This is a genomic window from Brevibacterium sp. 239c (genome assembly GCF_900169365.1).
GTDB lineage: Bacteria > Actinomycetota > Actinomycetes > Actinomycetales > Brevibacteriaceae > Brevibacterium.
The window spans coordinates 67,162-82,497 of sequence record NZ_FXZH01000004.1 but is presented as its reverse complement, the minus strand read 5'-3'; the positions used below and the strand labels follow the sequence as shown (position 1 = coordinate 82,497).

15 protein-coding genes are annotated in these 15,336 nt (G+C 61.4%); 12 read left to right on the top strand and 3 right to left on the bottom strand.

Annotation, left to right across the window (positions count from 1 at the left end):
- Position 1 precedes the first annotated feature (1 nt).
- From folP to BSP239C_RS05120, 11 genes are all read left to right on the top strand, one after another.
- On the top strand, positions 2 to 883 hold the full coding sequence (folP, locus tag BSP239C_RS05170) for a dihydropteroate synthase (protein ID WP_101570605.1): 882 nt from the start codon (positions 2 to 4) through the stop codon (positions 881 to 883).
- Positions 880 to 1,773 (top strand): 2-amino-4-hydroxy-6-hydroxymethyldihydropteridine diphosphokinase, encoded by an 894-nt coding sequence (gene folK / locus BSP239C_RS05165; protein WP_101570603.1) that lies wholly within the window; start codon positions 880 to 882, stop codon positions 1,771 to 1,773. Before folP ends, folK begins: the two co-directional genes overlap by 4 nt.
- Positions 1,774 to 1,801: 28 nt before the next feature.
- On the top strand, positions 1,802 to 2,263 hold the full coding sequence (locus BSP239C_RS05160) for a DUF3180 domain-containing protein (protein ID WP_101570601.1): 462 nt from the start codon (positions 1,802 to 1,804) through the stop codon (positions 2,261 to 2,263).
- The gene (locus tag BSP239C_RS05155) at positions 2,260 to 2,760 is read left to right on the top strand and encodes a PH domain-containing protein (RefSeq protein ID WP_101570599.1); all 501 of its coding nucleotides are present in this window, start codon (positions 2,260 to 2,262) and stop codon (positions 2,758 to 2,760) included. Before BSP239C_RS05160 ends, BSP239C_RS05155 begins: the two co-directional genes overlap by 4 nt.
- 2 nt (positions 2,761 to 2,762) lie before the next feature.
- Positions 2,763 to 4,571, top strand: a complete 1,809-nt coding sequence (locus BSP239C_RS05150) for a PH domain-containing protein (RefSeq protein ID WP_101570597.1) — start codon at positions 2,763 to 2,765, stop codon at positions 4,569 to 4,571.
- Positions 4,568 to 5,473 (top strand): Rossmann-like and DUF2520 domain-containing protein, encoded by a 906-nt coding sequence (locus BSP239C_RS05145; RefSeq protein WP_101570595.1) that lies wholly within the window; start codon positions 4,568 to 4,570, stop codon positions 5,471 to 5,473. Before BSP239C_RS05150 ends, BSP239C_RS05145 begins: the two co-directional genes overlap by 4 nt.
- A gap of 66 nt (positions 5,474 to 5,539) precedes the next feature.
- Entirely contained in the window at positions 5,540 to 7,099 is a 1,560-nt protein-coding gene (gene lysS, locus BSP239C_RS05140; protein ID WP_101570593.1) for a lysine--tRNA ligase, read from the top strand.
- Between the two features lie 4 nt (positions 7,100 to 7,103).
- Complete coding sequence (locus BSP239C_RS05135) at positions 7,104 to 7,349, top strand: hypothetical protein (protein WP_101570591.1); 246 nt, start codon at positions 7,104 to 7,106, stop codon at positions 7,347 to 7,349.
- Positions 7,315 to 7,653, top strand: a complete 339-nt coding sequence (locus tag BSP239C_RS05130; protein ID WP_101570589.1) for an Lsr2 family protein — start codon at positions 7,315 to 7,317, stop codon at positions 7,651 to 7,653. Before BSP239C_RS05135 ends, BSP239C_RS05130 begins: the two co-directional genes overlap by 35 nt.
- 627 nt (positions 7,654 to 8,280) lie before the next feature.
- Positions 8,281 to 10,833 (top strand): ATP-dependent Clp protease ATP-binding subunit, encoded by a 2,553-nt coding sequence (locus BSP239C_RS05125; protein WP_101570587.1) that lies wholly within the window; start codon positions 8,281 to 8,283, stop codon positions 10,831 to 10,833.
- A gap of 94 nt (positions 10,834 to 10,927) precedes the next feature.
- On the top strand, positions 10,928 to 11,512 hold the full coding sequence (locus BSP239C_RS05120) for an amino-acid N-acetyltransferase (RefSeq protein WP_101570585.1): 585 nt from the start codon (positions 10,928 to 10,930) through the stop codon (positions 11,510 to 11,512).
- A 21-nt stretch (positions 11,513 to 11,533) separates the two neighbouring features.
- Here BSP239C_RS05120 and BSP239C_RS05115 read toward each other — a convergent pair whose 3' ends face one another.
- A complete protein-coding gene (locus BSP239C_RS05115; RefSeq protein ID WP_257930083.1) occupies positions 11,534 to 12,580 on the bottom strand; it encodes an A/G-specific adenine glycosylase in 1,047 nt (348 codons plus the stop codon).
- 24 nt (positions 12,581 to 12,604) lie between these two features.
- On the opposite strand from BSP239C_RS05115, the gene BSP239C_RS05110 reads away from it, so the two are divergent.
- Positions 12,605 to 13,387, top strand: coding sequence for a hypothetical protein (locus BSP239C_RS05110; RefSeq protein WP_257930082.1), 783 nt, complete (start codon positions 12,605 to 12,607; stop codon positions 13,385 to 13,387).
- Between the two features lie 21 nt (positions 13,388 to 13,408).
- Here the strand turns inward: BSP239C_RS05110 and BSP239C_RS05105 are convergent, their stop codons facing one another.
- Together BSP239C_RS05105 and radA are read right to left on the bottom strand one after the other, a co-directional pair.
- Complete coding sequence (locus tag BSP239C_RS05105) at positions 13,409 to 13,801, bottom strand: glyoxalase/bleomycin resistance/extradiol dioxygenase family protein (RefSeq protein WP_226830867.1); 393 nt, start codon at positions 13,799 to 13,801, stop codon at positions 13,409 to 13,411.
- Positions 13,802 to 13,843: 42 nt separating this feature from the next.
- A complete protein-coding gene (gene radA / locus BSP239C_RS05100) occupies positions 13,844 to 15,196 on the bottom strand; it encodes a DNA repair protein RadA (RefSeq protein ID WP_101570581.1) in 1,353 nt (450 codons plus the stop codon).
- Positions 15,197 to 15,336: the final 140 nt, after the last annotated feature.

Genomic DNA, 15,336 nt, shown 5'->3' with positions numbered 1-15,336 from the left:
CATGCCCACACCGGAACGCACGAAGATCATGGGCGTACTCAACGTCACGCCCGACTCCTTCTCCGACGGCGGTCGCTACTTCGACCACGACGCCGCCATCGCCCACGGTTTCGAACTGCTGGACTCCGGCACCGACATCATCGATATCGGTGGGGAGTCCACACGGCCCGGATCGGTCCGCGTCGATGAGGCAGAGGAACTGCGCCGCGTCGTCCCGGTGATCCGTGAACTGGCCGCTGCGGGAGCTGTGATCAGCGTCGACACCATGCGAGCCAAGGTCGCCGAGGCGTCACTGAACGTCGGTGCCCACATCATCAACGACGTCTCTGCCGGACTCTCGGACCCCACGATGCTGGCCGTCGCCGCCGAGACCGGAGCCCCGGTCGTGCTCATGCACTGGCGAGGTTACCTCGACCGTGCTTCGGCATCCTTCCACTACGACGATGTCGTGACCGAGGTGATCACCGAGCTGAAGACGAGAATCGACGAGGCGATCACCGTCGGTGTGAAGACCGACAACATCATCCTCGACCCGGGCCTGGGTTTCTCGAAGAACGCCGAACACAACTGGCAGATCCTCGGCGCCCTCGACGAATTCGCGAATCTGAATCACCGGCTCCTGGTCGCTGCCAGCCGCAAGCGCTTCATCTCCACACTGCTCTCACCTGAAGACTCGAAGCTCGCCGAGGAGTCGGCGAAGGACCAGGCCACAGCCGCGATCTCTGCACTGTCGGCCAGAGCAGGAGCGTGGGCGGTGCGCGTCCACGAACCCACCACCTCGGCGATCGCGGTCAAGGTCATCGACGCCGTGAACTCACATGCCACGGCACCCGCACCGACTGCCTCCGTACCGAATTCCGCCGCCGGCGAGGACAAACTATGAGCGCCCACCCGGATCTGATCGAACTGCGCGGGTTGACCGTGCGCGGCAACCACGGGGTTTTTGACTTCGAGAAACGTGAGGGTCAAGACTTCGTCATCGACGTCATCCTGCGCACCTCCGTGTCTCGGGCCGCGGTCACGGACGATATCGCCGACACCGTCCACTACGGCGAACTCGCCGAGGACGTGGCACATATCGTCGAAGACAACACCTTCGACCTGATCGAGACCTTGGCCGCCCGGATCGCCGAGCACTGCCTGGATCTGGCTGAACACGTCGAGGTCGTCGTCCACAAACCCGGTGCCCCCATCGAACGGTCCTTCAATGACGTCAGCGTCACCGTCGTCCGCTCCCGCGAGGCTGCCGTCGATACCCAGCCGGCCGAGACCGAGGCGTACCTCAACCTCGGGGCCAACCTCGGTGAGGCGGCGGACACACTCGACCAGGCCGTTGACGCCCTCGACAGGCACCCCAGAATCACTGTGCGCAGACGATCATCGCTGTACCGCACCGCGCCCTGGGGCGGAGTCGAACAGAACGACTTCCTCAATCTGGGCCTCATCGTGACCACCAGCCTGCGCGCCCGCGAACTGCTGGCTGTGGCGCAGGGAATCGAAGTCGCCTGCGGACGGACCCGGGAACTGCGCTGGGGGCCACGCACCCTCGACATCGACCTGATCAGCTTCGGGACCAACGGTGAGGAACTCGTCCTCGACACGGAGACGCTGACCCTGCCCCATCCGCGTGCGCACGAACGCGCATTCGTCCTCGCACCCTGGGCCGAGCTTGCTGAAGATGCAACAATACTCACGCCCACCGGTCCACGGTCTATCACTACGGTCCTCAGCGAGCTGGACGACCAGGAAATCACGCGAGTCCCGGCCCCATAGGTGCCTGAGGTTTGAGAGACTTGGAGCTATGCAGCGAACATCATCGGGGACTCTCGTCATCTGGGCCGTCATCGGCGCCGTGCTGGCGCCCTTAGTCGATGTGCTGCTTGAAAGCCAGGGCTTCTCACTGCCGGGGCTGCCCTGGTTCGCGATCATCGGGATGCTCGTGCTCGCTGCGGTGCTGCTGGTCCTCGGTTGGCCCATCAAGAAGTGGAATGATGGCGACCGGACCAAGGAGATCGACCCTCTCCAAGCGGCACGTGTGGCCGTGATGGCCAAGGCCAGCGCTCTGACCGGAGCCGGGCTGGCCGGCTGGTATATGGGAAACGCGGCCTACTATTTCCTGTCCGCACCAGGCATCCGCAATGACTTGGCGGCAGGTATGCTTTTCGCTATGATCGCAGCCGCAGCGTTGATGATCGTCGGCCTGATCGTCGAAGGCTTCTGCACGCTGCCCCCTCAGGACCCACCAGGAGCCGAAGCAGCATGAGCCGAAACTTCAACTACCTGTCCGGAACCGACGCCGACTTCAACAGAGTCAGCCCCAAATACGGCCTCAAAGAGACAATCGCGACCCTGACGATCTTCGTCCCGATGATCATCGTGGCACTCGTCTTCGCCATCATCTTCACCTCCGAGGTCCCGTGGCTGCACGCGATCTGGGTCGGCCTGGTGGCGCTCACGATCTTCCTCGTCGTCATCATCATCCGTCAGGCCAAAGCCATCGGGTATGCCGAGAGGGCCGATGACCTGCTTATCCGGCGCGGAATCATGTTCCAGAAGGCCACGGTCGTCCCGTACGGACGTCTGCAGTTCGTCGACGTCGACGCGGGTCCCATCGATCGCATCTTCGGTCTTGCCACCGTGAAACTGCACACCGCCTCGGCAGCCACAGACGCCACCATCCCTGGCCTGCCCCGCGCCGAAGCTGACCGCCTGCGCGATAGCCTCGCAGGCCTGGGCCAGGCCAATTTGGCAGGACTGTGAGCATGGGGGAGGACGAAGCGAACGACCAACCTCGAATGCCCACCAGCGACCCAGCAGCCGACCACACAAACGATGATCTCGGGGCTCCCGAAGTGTGGCACCGCGTACACCCGCTGACGCCGATCCTCGAGAGCCTCGGCGTGCTCGTGGGTATCTTCATCGCCGCTGCCTACGGGCTGCAGAACTTCGCGCAGACCGCTATCGAAGACCTGGCCAGGGGCGATGGCGTCGACCTGGGATTCGCCGGATGGCTGCGCACCCACCCCCTCATCATCTTCGGCGTCGTGGGAGGAATAGTCTTCATACTCCTCATCACCGCTCTCTTCAGCTGGTTGGCGTGGAGAGTCATGGGGTATCGGATCGATTCCGAAGCCATCTACTATCGGCGTGGTCTGCTGTCGAAGAAGCTGCGCAAAGCCCGGCTGGACCGCGTGCAGTCCATCGACTTGCAGCAGAAGCTGTTGCCCCGCGTCCTGGGAATGGCAGAACTCGTCTTCGACGTCGCCGGCGGCACCGATTCCAACATCTCTTTGAAGTACCTGTCGAAGAAGCGTGCCGAGGGACTGCGCGACGAACTTCTCGCCGATGTCCGCGCGAAGAAGCAGGGTGGCCAGCAGGGTGAGCAGACCCCGACCGGGGCAGTCCCCGCCGAGACGGTCGCCGGTTCACCCGCCGACACCATCACCGACCCCGCCGAGGCTGTGCCAGGAGCTCCCAGTGAGTCCGAGGCAGCCATCGATCGCTCCGTGCCCGAACGAAGCGATGACAGCATCGGTGTGCGCCTGAGCAAACGCCTCGGCGCCCTCGCCGACGACGCCTCACACGAGGCTGAGTCGAGCATCAACGAACTCTTGGCTCCATACAACGTCTCCGCCGATGTCAGTGATGAAGGCGAGATCATCCGTGTGCCCGTGCACCGTGTCGTCGTCTCTTCACTGTTGAAATCCGAGACGATCATCTCGGTCTTGGTCGTCTTCTTCGTCATCGTCACAGCCATCGTGCTCCTCGCAATGGGGCTGACCGAGGCCTTCATTCCGATGCTCGTCGCCACCATCCCCGGCCTGGTCGGGGCCTTCTCCGCCTTCCGGAAGAACCTCGACAACGCGAACTTCGTGGTCAAACTCGGGGAGAGCGGACTGGCCGTCAACCACGGACTCGTCTCCACCTCCCGCAAGGTGATCCCGCTCGACCGGCTGCAGGCCGTCTGCCTTCATCAGCCGCTGCTGTGGCGGTGGGCCGGCTGGTGGAAGGTCGAATACAACATCGCCAGCGCCGGAGGCTCGGGCGAATCGAACGTCCTCCTTCCCGTCGGCGACATCGACCAGGCTCTGCTCATGGTCGGCCTCGCACTCCCAGATCCGCAGATGCCAGAAGACCTCAGCGCAGCAACCCTGGTGCGCTCGGCAATGTACGACCGCAAGTCCGAAGACCCGCGGGCCGGTGAGGCAGAAGGCCTCTTCCACGGCCAGCCCCGGTCTTCAAAGCTCATCGACCCAATGGTGTGGAAGCGGCGAGCCTACGCCGTGACCGGATCTCTGCTCGTGCTTCGGATGGGTGTCCTGGACCGTCGTGTCGACTTCGTACCCCATGTGCGAGTGCAGTCGATGAGTTATCACCAAGGTCCACTCATGCGTTCCCTTGGTCTGGGCACGGTCGCCGTGCACTCCACGGCCGGGCCCATCAACCCCCGGGTCACCCATCAGAGTGTCGACGATGCGAAGCTGTTCTTCAGCGAGCACTCCGAACGCACGCGGCTCGCGCGGCAGCACTACGACGAGGAAGCTCGCAGAGCCAAGGAAGGCAGGCCATGAGCCACCCAGGATTGAGCCAGGACGAGGCACCTCGCCTGGGTATCGGAATCATCGGTTGTGGAAAGGTCGGCGCGACCATCGGCGCAGCTTGGCGCGAAGCCGGTCACGCCATCATCGGTGTCAGCGCCACCTCGGCGCAGAGCCTGCAGCGGGCCGAGGAGATGCTGCCAGGAGTACCGGTGCTGGCCCCGGACGATGTCGCAGACCGTGCGGAGCTTCTGCTTCTGGCCGTCCCCGACGATGAGATCGAATCCTTCGTCAAAGGCTTGGCGAAGGTGTCACGAATCCATTCGGGCCAGATCCTCGTCCACTGCTCGGGCCGGTATGGAACAGATGTCCTCGAGGCCGGGATCAGCCTCGGCGCGCTGCCGATCGCCCTGCATCCATCACTGTCCTTCACCGGAACCTCAGTCGATCTGCCACGGCTGCGGCAGTCGACGGTCGCCGTCACCGCGCCGGCACCGATACGTCCGGTGGGCCAGGCACTCGTCGTCGAGCTGGGTGCCGAACCGATCGACGTGGCCGAAGCGGACCGTCCCCTCTACCACGCGGCCATCACCCACGCCTCGAATCACTCGATCACGATCCTCAGCGAAGCCATGGAGATGCTCGCCGAGGCGGGTGTGAGTGAGCCTTCACGTGTACTCAGCGCCCTCGTCGACGCGAGCGTGACGAACACACTGCAGAACGGACCGAAGGCGCTGACCGGACCCATCAGCCGCGGAGATGTGGGCACGGTCTCCGCACATCTGGCTGCACTCAGTGAGTTCAGTCTCAACGTCTCCAGCCCCGCAGCACGCAACAGCTACATTGCCCTGGCCAGATCCACCACAGCTAAGGCTCTGAGCCTGGGACGGATCACGCAGTCGCAGGCACAGGAGATCTTGTCCCGCCTTGATTGACTACGGGTGTCATTGATCGCCGGTCCGAATTCCCCCTGGGGCCGCGCTCACGGTAGCCTGGAGAGTATGGCAGATACCGAGTCGAACACGCCCGAAAACGCAGACCTTTCACCCGAGCATCTTGATCCCGAACAGATCAGGATTCGAAAGGAAAAGCGCCAGCGGCTCTTGGACTCCGATACCGATGCCTATCCGGTCGGAGTCCCGCGCACGCACACCCTCGCAGAAGTTCATGCCGCGCATGACGGATTGGAGGCCGGTGACGAGACCGAGGACATCGTCGGCGTCGTCGGTCGTGTCGTTTTCGTGCGCACCACCGGCAAGCTCTGCTTCGTGACCCTGCAGTCGGGAGACGGAACACGACTCCAAGGCATGCTGTCCCTGCGTGAAGTGGGGGAGGAGCGACTCGGTGAGTTCAAGACCGATGTCGATCTGGGAGACTTCCTGTTCGTCCACGGCAAGGTCATCAAATCCAAACGCGGAGAGCTCTCCGTGCTCGCCGATTCCTGGTCGATGGCCAGCAAGGCACTGCGCCCGCTGCCAGGCCTGCATACCGAGCTGGCCGAGGATACTCGGGTGCGCCAGCGCTATCTCGACCTGATCACCCGCGAAGAAGCGCGGAAGACCATGCTGACTCGAGCAGAGGTCATGTCGTCCCTGCGACGCACGTTCGCAGGGCAGGAGTTCGTCGAGATCGAGACTCCGATGCTCCAGTTCATGCACGGTGGTGCCTCGGCCCGTCCGTTCAAAACACATATGAACGCCTACGACATCGACATGTTCCTGCGCATCGCGCCAGAGCTCTTCCTCAAGCGGGCGATCGTCGGCGGTATCGAGAATGTCTTCGAGATCAACCGCAACTTCCGCAATGAGGGTGCCGACTCCACCCACTCGCCGGAGTTCGCGATGCTCGAGGCCTACCAGTCCTACGGCGACTATCACTCAATTGCTGACCTGACGAAGACGCTGGTCCAGAATGCGGCCCAGGAGGCCACCGGATCTCTCGTTGTCACACTCGAAGACGGCGAGGACTACGACTTCGGCGGCGACTGGCCCGTCGTCAGCATGTATGAGACCTTGACCGAGGAATCCGGAGTCGAAGTAACCCCGGAGACCGGGCTCGATGTTCTCGACAAGATCGCTGCAGACAACGACGTCGACCTGGGTGGAGTATTCCGCTCGCACGGCAAATACGTCGAGGAGCTGTGGGAGCACTTCTACCAAGACAAGCTGTGGGTTCCGACCTTCGTCACCGATTTCCCCGTCGACACTTCACCCTTGGTCCGTGAACACCGCACCAAGAAGGGTGTTGTAGAGAAGTGGGACCTCTATGTTCGCGGTTTCGAATTGGCCACTGGCTATTCCGAGCTCGTCGATCCAGTTGTCCAGCGTGAACGCTTCGAGTCGCAGGCAGCTGACGCGGCCAAGGGCGATGATGAAGCGATGGGGCTTGACGAAGAATTCCTCACCGCGATGGAACACGGAATGCCGCCGACGGGCGGCATGGGAATGGGGCTTGATCGCCTGCTCATGGCTTTGACCGGCCTAGGAATTCGAGAAACGATTCTCTTCCCATTCACGAAGCCAATTGCCACTGGCAATTCGGAAATGCCTGAGGAAGGTTGAGCACATGATGGATCTGATGAAGGCTCTATTGCCGTCGATCTGCGTCGCTTTGCTGTTCTGGTACGTGATGAGGAATATCTTGCGAGCAGATCGGACTGAACGTGAACAGATCGATAAATTCTATGCAGAGCAAGAGATTAGCGAATTAGGCGATAATCATGAATCAGATGTTAAGATGACTGCGGCAAATACTTCTGATTATGAAAAGAGTGAACATGGCAAGGGAGATGCGACTCGTTCTCACGGATGATTTCGATGGCTCGGAGGCGTCAGAGACTGTTCGCTTCAGCCTCGACCAAGGTACCTACGAACTTGAACTGTCGACAGAGAATGCCGAAAAGCTCCGTGAAACATTCGCCCCGTTCATCGCCAAGGCTCGTCGGGTAGCCAATCCGGGTGGTCGTGGACGTCGTGCAGGATCAGGTTCGACTGCCGGTCCGAAGCGCGACACAGCCAAGATCCGCGAATGGGCACAGGCAAACGGCTACCAGCTGGGCGATCGCGGGCGGATCCCGCTTGAGATCGTTCAGGCATACGAAGCCGCAGACAGCTGATTTCACTGGAATCAACCACAGTCGATAACTGAGCGGTATAGGGAATCGGTTGATTGCAGTCGATTCCATAATTGTTTCCTGAAGGGCCAACGGTTCAACCGTTGGCCCTTCAGTGTTCCCGGTAAAGAGTTTCGCCAGGAAGAGATCCGGAACCTGTGCTGGAATAGGCTCCCTGCGAAAGACGTTCTACTCACCGAATTCCGAGCGGCGATGTCGAATACGAAGTGTGACATCAGCTCAATTCTCACCTGATCGCAGACAGCGAGATATGACCGTTTACTCAATTCCAGTTGACGGTGATCCATGGGATATCTCGACATCCCGTTGAACGCCCAGCCGAGCAGTGTCGAACCGATTCATCTCAGCGACGCGGCATTACCAGATCGACGTGGCATTAGCGCAATGAGCGCGGAGACCATGATGGTGTCTTTCGTAAGGGAACTGACGCTCGTCTGAGGGTGGGCGGCGCAGGTAACGGACTGCGGTGTTCGCTGCGGGAGGATGCAGAAGGGGCGAACACCGAATTTCGCCCACAGCCAAACGGGTTCGGCTGATGGCGAAACGTGCAATAGATCGTGGCCAATGGTCGTTAGGCTCTAAAGAATAACAAGACCGAGGAGGGTGAATATGTTCGAGCGGTTCACTGACCGAGCACGCCGAGTGGTAGTGCTTGCCCAGGAAGAAGCAAAACTACTCAAACATAACTACATCGGAACCGAGCACATCCTGCTTGGCCTGATCCACGAGGGTGAAGGCCTGGCAGCCAAGGCACTCGAGGGAATGGATATCTCCCTCGAGCAGGTGCGCGACCAAGTCCAAGAGATCATCGGACAGGGACAGCAGGCACCGAGCGGGCACATCCCGTTCACTCCGCGGGCGAAGAAGGTCCTTGAGCTCAGCCTCCGTGAGGCTCTGCAGCTGGGACACAGCTACATCGGAACCGAGCACATCCTGCTCGGTCTGATCCGTGAGGGTGAGGGCGTCGCCGCACAGGTGCTCGTCAAACTGGGCGCCGACCTGGGACGCGTCCGTCAGGAAGTCATCAAGCTTCTGTCGGGCTACCAGGGCAAGGATCCAGTCTCCGCAGGCGGACGCGAAGAGGGCACCCCCTCCGGTTCGCTGGTCCTCGACCAGTTCGGAACGAACCTGACGGCAGCTGCACGCGAAGGCAATCTCGATCCGGTCATCGGCCGGCACGAGCAGATGCAGCGCGTGATGCAGATCCTGTCTCGCCGAACCAAGAACAACCCTGTCCTCATCGGTGAACCCGGTGTCGGCAAGACCGCAGTGGTCGAAGGACTTGCGTTGGCCATCGTCAACGGAGAGGTCCCGGAGATCCTCGAAGGCAAGCAGCTCTACACCTTGGACCTCGGTTCACTGGTGGCCGGCTCTCGCTACCGCGGTGACTTTGAGGAACGCCTGAAGAAGGTCCTCAAGGAGATCCGCACACGCGGGGACATCATCCTCTTCATCGATGAGATCCACACCCTGGTGGGTGCGGGTGCCGCCGAAGGCGCCATCGATGCGGCTTCGATCCTCAAGCCCATGCTGGCCCGAGGCGAACTGCAGACGATCGGTGCGACGACTCTTGATGAGTACCGCAAGCACATCGAGAAGGATGCTGCCCTCGAACGTCGGTTCCAGCCGATTCAGGTTCCCGAACCGTCGCTGGCCCATTCGATCGAGATCCTCAAGGGACTGCGCGATAAGTACGAAGCGCACCACAAGGTCACGATCACGGAAGGCGCACTCTCTGCCGCCGTGAACATGTCCGACCGCTATGTCAACGACAGGTACCTGCCGGACAAGGCGATCGACCTCATCGACGAAGCAGGTGCCAAGCTGCGCATCTCGCGTCTGTCGGTGCCGCAGGAGATCCGCGACCTGGAGGAGAAGATCCTCGAGGCTCGTCATCGCAAGGAAGCCGCCATCGACGCTCAGGACTTTGAGCTGGCAGCATCTGAGCGTGACTCCGAGATGAAGCTGCAACAGGACAAGGACGAGCAGACCGAAGCCTGGCGCAAGAGCGGCAAGGACACGTCTGCCGTCGTAGACGCTGATCTGATTGCCGAGGTTCTGGCAGCAGCGACCGGTATTCCTATCTTCAAGCTCACCGAGGAAGAATCCTCGCGTCTGCTGCGGATGGAAGACGAACTGCACAAGCGGATCATCGGGCAGGACGACGCAGTCAAGTCGATCTCCCGTGCCATCCGCCGCACACGTGCAGGTCTGAAGGACCCGAAGCGTCCGTCCGGTTCGTTCATCTTCGCTGGCCCCACGGGCGTCGGCAAGACCGAGTTGGCGAAGGCTCTCTCGGAGTTCCTGTTCGGTGATGAGGATTCCCTCATCAGCCTGGACATGTCGGAGTACTCGGAGAAGCACACTGTGTCCCGACTCTTCGGTTCGCCTCCAGGCTATGTGGGCTACGAAGAGGGCGGTCAGCTGACGGAGAAGGTCCGTCGCAAACCGTTCTCGGTGGTCCTCTTCGACGAGGTCGAGAAGGCTCACTCGGATATCTTCAACTCGCTGTTGCAGATCCTCGAGGACGGCCGTCTGACCGATTCGCAGGGTCGTGAGGTGGACTTCAAGAACACCATCATCATCATGACCACCAACCTGGGTACGCGAGACATCTCGAGTGGTCTGCAGCTGGGCTTCCAGGTTGAGGGCAGTACGAACAACAACTACGAGCGCATGAAGCAGAAGGTCAACGAAGAGCTCAAGCAGCACTTCCGGCCTGAGTTCCTCAACCGCGTCGATGACACGATTGTCTTCCCGCAGCTGAACAAGGAAGAGATTCTGCAGATCGTCGATCAGTTCCTGGCTCGTCTGGACGCCCGTCTGGCCGATCAGGGAATGAAGGTCGAGGTCAGCGAAGCGGCCAAGAGCCTGCTGGCCGACCGTGGCTACGATCCGGTCTTGGGTGCTCGTCCGCTGCGTCGGACGATCCAGCTCGAGATCGAAGACCACCTGTCCGAGAAGATCCTGTTCAAGGAGATCGGCAGCGGTCAGACCATCAAGGTCGACGTCAAGGGAGAAGGCAAGGAAGCGGAATTCACGTTTGAAGGCGTGGAGACTGAGAGCATTGCTGTCAGCGGTCCGGATGATTCCGGTTCCGGTGGAGAGCTCGCCGGCGCCGGTTCGTCCGGTGGCAGCGGATCGGGAAGTTCCACTTCCTGATCTCCTCCTAGTGCGCTGAAATGGCCCGGGGACACAGCACAGGCTGCGTCCCCGGGCTTTTTCATGCCCGGCGCCGATGGTGTTGAATGAAGGTATGAGCTCAGCGCCAGTCGACTTCGACCATCAGCAGGTCTCCTCAGACCACCATTTCAACCATTCCCTGCCCGGCGGTCTCTATCTGCGCCGGGCGCGGACGAGCGACGTCAAGGGGATTGAGGCGCTGGTCGCGCCGCTGGCAGAACAGCGCATTCTGCTGGCCAAGGACACCGTCACCTATTTCGAGACCCTGCAGGAATTCTGGCTGGTGGTGGACCCTCAGCCAGACGGGACTGAAATTCTGGCTGGTTGCGCGGCATTGCACATCATCTGGACTGACCTGGCCGAGGCACGCACGGTGGCCACCTCACCAGACTATCGGGGGCGTAGGGTGGGCAAGGCCCTCATCCGACAGCTCCTGGCAGATGCAGTGGCAATCGGCGTCGACCGCGTCTTCTGCCTGACCTTCGAAACCGGATTCTTCGGTTCGCTCGGATTCGAACCGATCAAGGGCATTCCCGTCTCGCCAGAGGTCTACATCGAGCTTCTGCACTCCGCCGACGAAGGCGTTGCCGAGTTTCTGGACCTGGCCCGCGTCAAACCCAATACGCTGGGCAACGCCCGCCTGATCAAATTCCTCTGAGGTCCCCTATGGGCAGCGACATCACTGGGGGAGGCTGAGGCGCTCCTGGTGCTGGGCAGCGAGTCCATCGACGACGAGCGCGTTGATGATGCGTTTGATCCGCTCTGAATCAGCAGTGAGGTCGCGCATTGTCTGCAGAGATGCTGATGTCTTGAGCCCGATCGTGTCGAACAGATCCGGATCGATGGTCGTCGTTGGCGCCGTGAAAAGGTCGATGGCCACAGAATCGTTGAAGTCGGCGCCGGCCTCGGTGTGCGCGGACTTGAGGACGTCCATGACGGCGCCGCGCAACTGACGGTCCGTACCCGCCCACTTCTGCGTCTTCGGTTTATTCGCCGAGGCGGGTCTACCCGCCTTCAGCCAGGCACAGATGTCATTGAGCGGGCAGGCCTGGCATTGGGGATTTTTGGCAGTGCACACCAGCGCCCCGAATTCCATGACCCCCGCGTTCCACTTCACGTGGACCGTTTCGGGCACGAATCGGCTGGCCCACTGCGTCTCTGCACGGCCCGGTGAAGCTGAGGGCCGATCTCGGCCTGCGAAGAGGCGAATGAGAACACGACGCACATTGGTGTCGAGCACGGTGGTGCGCTCACCGTGGGCGAAGGAGGCCACCGCTGCTGCAGTATACGAACCGATGCCAGGGAGTCGTTCGAGCTCCTCGGCGGTCTGTGGCACCTGCCCATCGAGCTCCTCGGCGATCACCCGCGCGGCCTCCTGCAGACGCAGGGCTCTGCGCGGGTAGCCGAGTCGGTCCCAACGCTGAAGCACCTCCGCGGTGGGGGCCTGCGCCAGGTCGGTGGGGGTGGGCCACTTCTGCATCCATTCTCGCCAGCGGGGCTCAACTCGGGCGACGGGAGTCTGCTGGGACATGATCTCGCTGACGAGGATGGCCCACGCACTGGTGTCTGCGTCTCGCCAAGGAAGGGGCCGAGCGGCAGACTCGAACCACGTGATAATCGTCTCGCGAACACGGGCGATGTCCGTGTCTGCAACCGTGGGGAATGGAGAATCAGGAGGCGAAGATCTCGATTCGGCAGAGGCTCGGTGTGTCATTTGGATGCTCATACGCTTCGGCCTAGGCTCAAAGCGATGACTCCTTCCAATCGTGGTTCGCAGCCGAAGAACGGTGCCAGGCAGCCCCGCCAGTCTAACGGGAAGCTGCCAGCACACGTGTACCGTCGGCGACGCTACATGCTGTTGTTGGCCAGTCTCGTGGTGATCGCTCTGCTGGTGCTCGGAGTCGTCGGAATCGTCAAAGGACTGGGCGGAGGCGGCAACGAGAAGCCTGCAGTCGAGGACACTCCGTCGGCAAGCCCGACCTCGGCAGCTCCGGTCCCGGATAAGAAGGCCGCGAGCGGGAAATGTCCAGTGGACAAGGTCGGGCTCAAAGCCAAGGTCGACAAGAAGAGCTTCAAAGAAGAGGCCAAGCCGAAATTCAAGATGGTGATCGAGAACAAACACACCGCTACCTGCCTCATCGATGTCGGCACGAAGGAACAGGAGTTCCTGGTCAAGAAGAGCGGCGATGTGGTGTGGTCCTCGAAGTTCTGTGCTGCCGATAAGGACGAGAACGCTGAGGTTTCGACCGAGTTCGCGCCCGAGTCGGAGAAGTCTGCCCAGTTCGAATGGAACCGCGTCCAGGTCGACAAGAACTGCAACCGGACGAACAAAGAATTCGGTGCGGGAGACTACGAGCTCGTGGTCAAACTCGGCGATGAGAAGAGCAAACCGGCGAAGTTCGAACTGGAGAAGGACGCGGCCACCAAGGCCAAAGAGAAGAAAGAAGCCGAGGACAAGAAGGCAAAGGATGAGAAGTCCGATGCGCCTACCGAGAAGTCCGAGGCCCCTGCCGAGGAGGCAGCTGACGGCTGAAGGCCAGCGGACGGCTGAGGATCAGGCTCCGCGGTAGGACCCCACGCCCCAGGAGTTGCCGTCATGGTCGCGGAAGTCGAATTCCCGACCGCCATGAGGCTGCGTGGCCACCGGGCGGACAATCGCGTGTCCCAAGTCGATGATCTCCTCGTAGAGGCGGTCGACTTCTCGTTCGGTGTCGACGACGACGTAGATGGAACTGCCTCCGACGCTGTCCAGGGCCGATCCGTCATTGCGGACTGAGCCGAACATGATTCCGCCCGTCTCACCCAACGCGTACTCGGCATGGACGATGATCTCGGGATCAGCCTCGTCCCTGACGGTGAGCCGCTCCGTGAACCCGAGCGCGACCAGCAGAGCGGTCGTGGCGGCCGCATCTGTGGTCCTCATTGCGGGAAAAACTGTCGTGGTCATGCTTCCAGGATGCGCCATTTTCGTGCAGAAGTCCCGAAAATGTCACCGATTGCTTCCCAGAAGGATTTCGACAGCCTCCGAAACGTGCTCACATTCTTTGACTCGCATCCCCTGCGGAGTGGCGACGTTGCGCAATGCGCCGTGAGCAACGATCGCATGGGTGATGCCCAGACGCGAGGCCTCGTTGAGCCTCTGGCCGAGATTGGGGACATTGCGTATCTCTCCCGAGAGGCTGATCTCACCGATCGCAACGAATTTTGCGGCCAGCGGCTTACCGATCGCGGCCGAAGCCAGTGACAGGCAGATCGCCAGGTCGCTGGCAGGTTCTGCCAACTTCGCACCACCGACAGTGGCGGTGAAGACATCAGACTTGGCCAGACTGATGGGCCCGATCTTCTGACTGAGCACGGCAAGCATCATGGCCACCCGGGAGGAGTCAACCCCGGAGACGGACCTGCGGGACTGCCCGCCGGCGGATTCGGTGATAAGGGACTGAACTTCGACGAGGAGAGGACGTTTGCCCTCCTGCGTCACCGTCAGACAGGTCCCTGGAGGATTGCTGCCGCTGCGGGAGAGGAAGAGACCAGAAGGATCTTCGAGGCTCTTGATGCCGTTCTCCTCCATGTCGAAACAGCCGACATCGTCGGTGGGGCCGAAACGGTTCTTCACAGCTCGCAGCAAGCGCAGGCGGGAATGCCGTTCTCCTTCGAAGTTGCACACTACGTCGACGAGGTGTTCGAGGAGCCGGGGGCCGGCGATTGTGCCGTCCTTCGTGATGTGGCCGACGAGCACGGTCGGCAGCGACCGGGCCTTCGCTTCGCGAATGAGAGCTGCCGCGACTTCTCTGACCTGAGTGACGCCACCGGGCACACCGTCGATCTCGGAGGATGCAAGAGTCTGGATGGAGTCGACGACGAGCATGTCGGGCGACTCTGCCTCGATCATTCCCAGGACCGCGCCCAAGTCTGTCTCCGCGGCCAGCAGCAGGGTGTCTTCGAGTGCGTTGATGCGTTCGGCACGCAGACGCACCTGACCAGCTGATTCTTCGCCCGTGACATAGAGGACCTTGGACCCGAATTTGGCGACGCGTGCCGCCACATCAAGCAGAAGCGTCGATTTGCCGACGCCTGGCTCCCCGGAGAGGAGGACGACGGCGCCGGGGACGATGCCACCGCCGAGGACGCGGTCGAATTCGCTGACGTAGGTGGTTTTGGCCTGAGCCAGAGTGGAGTCGATCTGGTTGATCGACTTTGCCCCACTGGACTTCTTGACCTTCGTCTTAACCGAGGTCTTCCCAGCACCCTTCTCCTCGAGCGTTCCCCAGGCTTGGCATTCCGGGCAGCGCCCCAGCCATTTGACGGTCGAATAGCCGCATTCCGTGCAGGTGAAAGACATAGGACAATTCTGACACGGTGCACTGACACGGCCGATGCACAGGCACCGAGGTGATCCCACCACACGTGAGGACGAGCCAGCTGTTCAGCGTGCTCACTAGGAATTCTCGGCAGATTCGCATGGTTATGCCTGGTGACAAA

Bases quoted from the DNA above. Each gene is read 5' to 3' on its own strand.
- folP (WP_101570605.1), top strand. From the start codon at position 2: ATGCCCACACCGGAACGCACGAAGATCATGGGCGTACTCAACGTCACG.
- folK (WP_101570603.1), top strand. From the start codon at position 880: ATGAGCGCCCACCCGGATCTGATCGAACTGCGCGGGTTGACCGTGCGC.
- BSP239C_RS05160 (WP_101570601.1), top strand. From the start codon at position 1,802: ATGCAGCGAACATCATCGGGGACTCTCGTCATCTGGGCCGTCATCGGC.
- BSP239C_RS05155 (WP_101570599.1), top strand. From the start codon at position 2,260: ATGAGCCGAAACTTCAACTACCTGTCCGGAACCGACGCCGACTTCAAC.
- BSP239C_RS05150 (WP_101570597.1), top strand. From the start codon at position 2,763: ATGGGGGAGGACGAAGCGAACGACCAACCTCGAATGCCCACCAGCGAC.
- BSP239C_RS05145 (WP_101570595.1), top strand. From the start codon at position 4,568: ATGAGCCACCCAGGATTGAGCCAGGACGAGGCACCTCGCCTGGGTATC.
- lysS (WP_101570593.1), top strand. From the start codon at position 5,540: ATGGCAGATACCGAGTCGAACACGCCCGAAAACGCAGACCTTTCACCC.
- BSP239C_RS05135 (WP_101570591.1), top strand. From the start codon at position 7,104: ATGATGGATCTGATGAAGGCTCTATTGCCGTCGATCTGCGTCGCTTTG.
- BSP239C_RS05130 (WP_101570589.1), top strand. From the start codon at position 7,315: ATGGCAAGGGAGATGCGACTCGTTCTCACGGATGATTTCGATGGCTCG.
- BSP239C_RS05125 (WP_101570587.1), top strand. From the start codon at position 8,281: ATGTTCGAGCGGTTCACTGACCGAGCACGCCGAGTGGTAGTGCTTGCC.
- BSP239C_RS05120 (WP_101570585.1), top strand. From the start codon at position 10,928: ATGAGCTCAGCGCCAGTCGACTTCGACCATCAGCAGGTCTCCTCAGAC.
- BSP239C_RS05115 (WP_257930083.1), bottom strand. From the start codon at position 12,580: ATGAGCATCCAAATGACACACCGAGCCTCTGCCGAATCGAGATCTTCG.
- BSP239C_RS05110 (WP_257930082.1), top strand. From the start codon at position 12,605: ATGACTCCTTCCAATCGTGGTTCGCAGCCGAAGAACGGTGCCAGGCAG.
- BSP239C_RS05105 (WP_226830867.1), bottom strand. From the start codon at position 13,801: ATGACCACGACAGTTTTTCCCGCAATGAGGACCACAGATGCGGCCGCC.
- radA (WP_101570581.1), bottom strand. From the start codon at position 15,196: ATGTCTTTCACCTGCACGGAATGCGGCTATTCGACCGTCAAATGGCTG.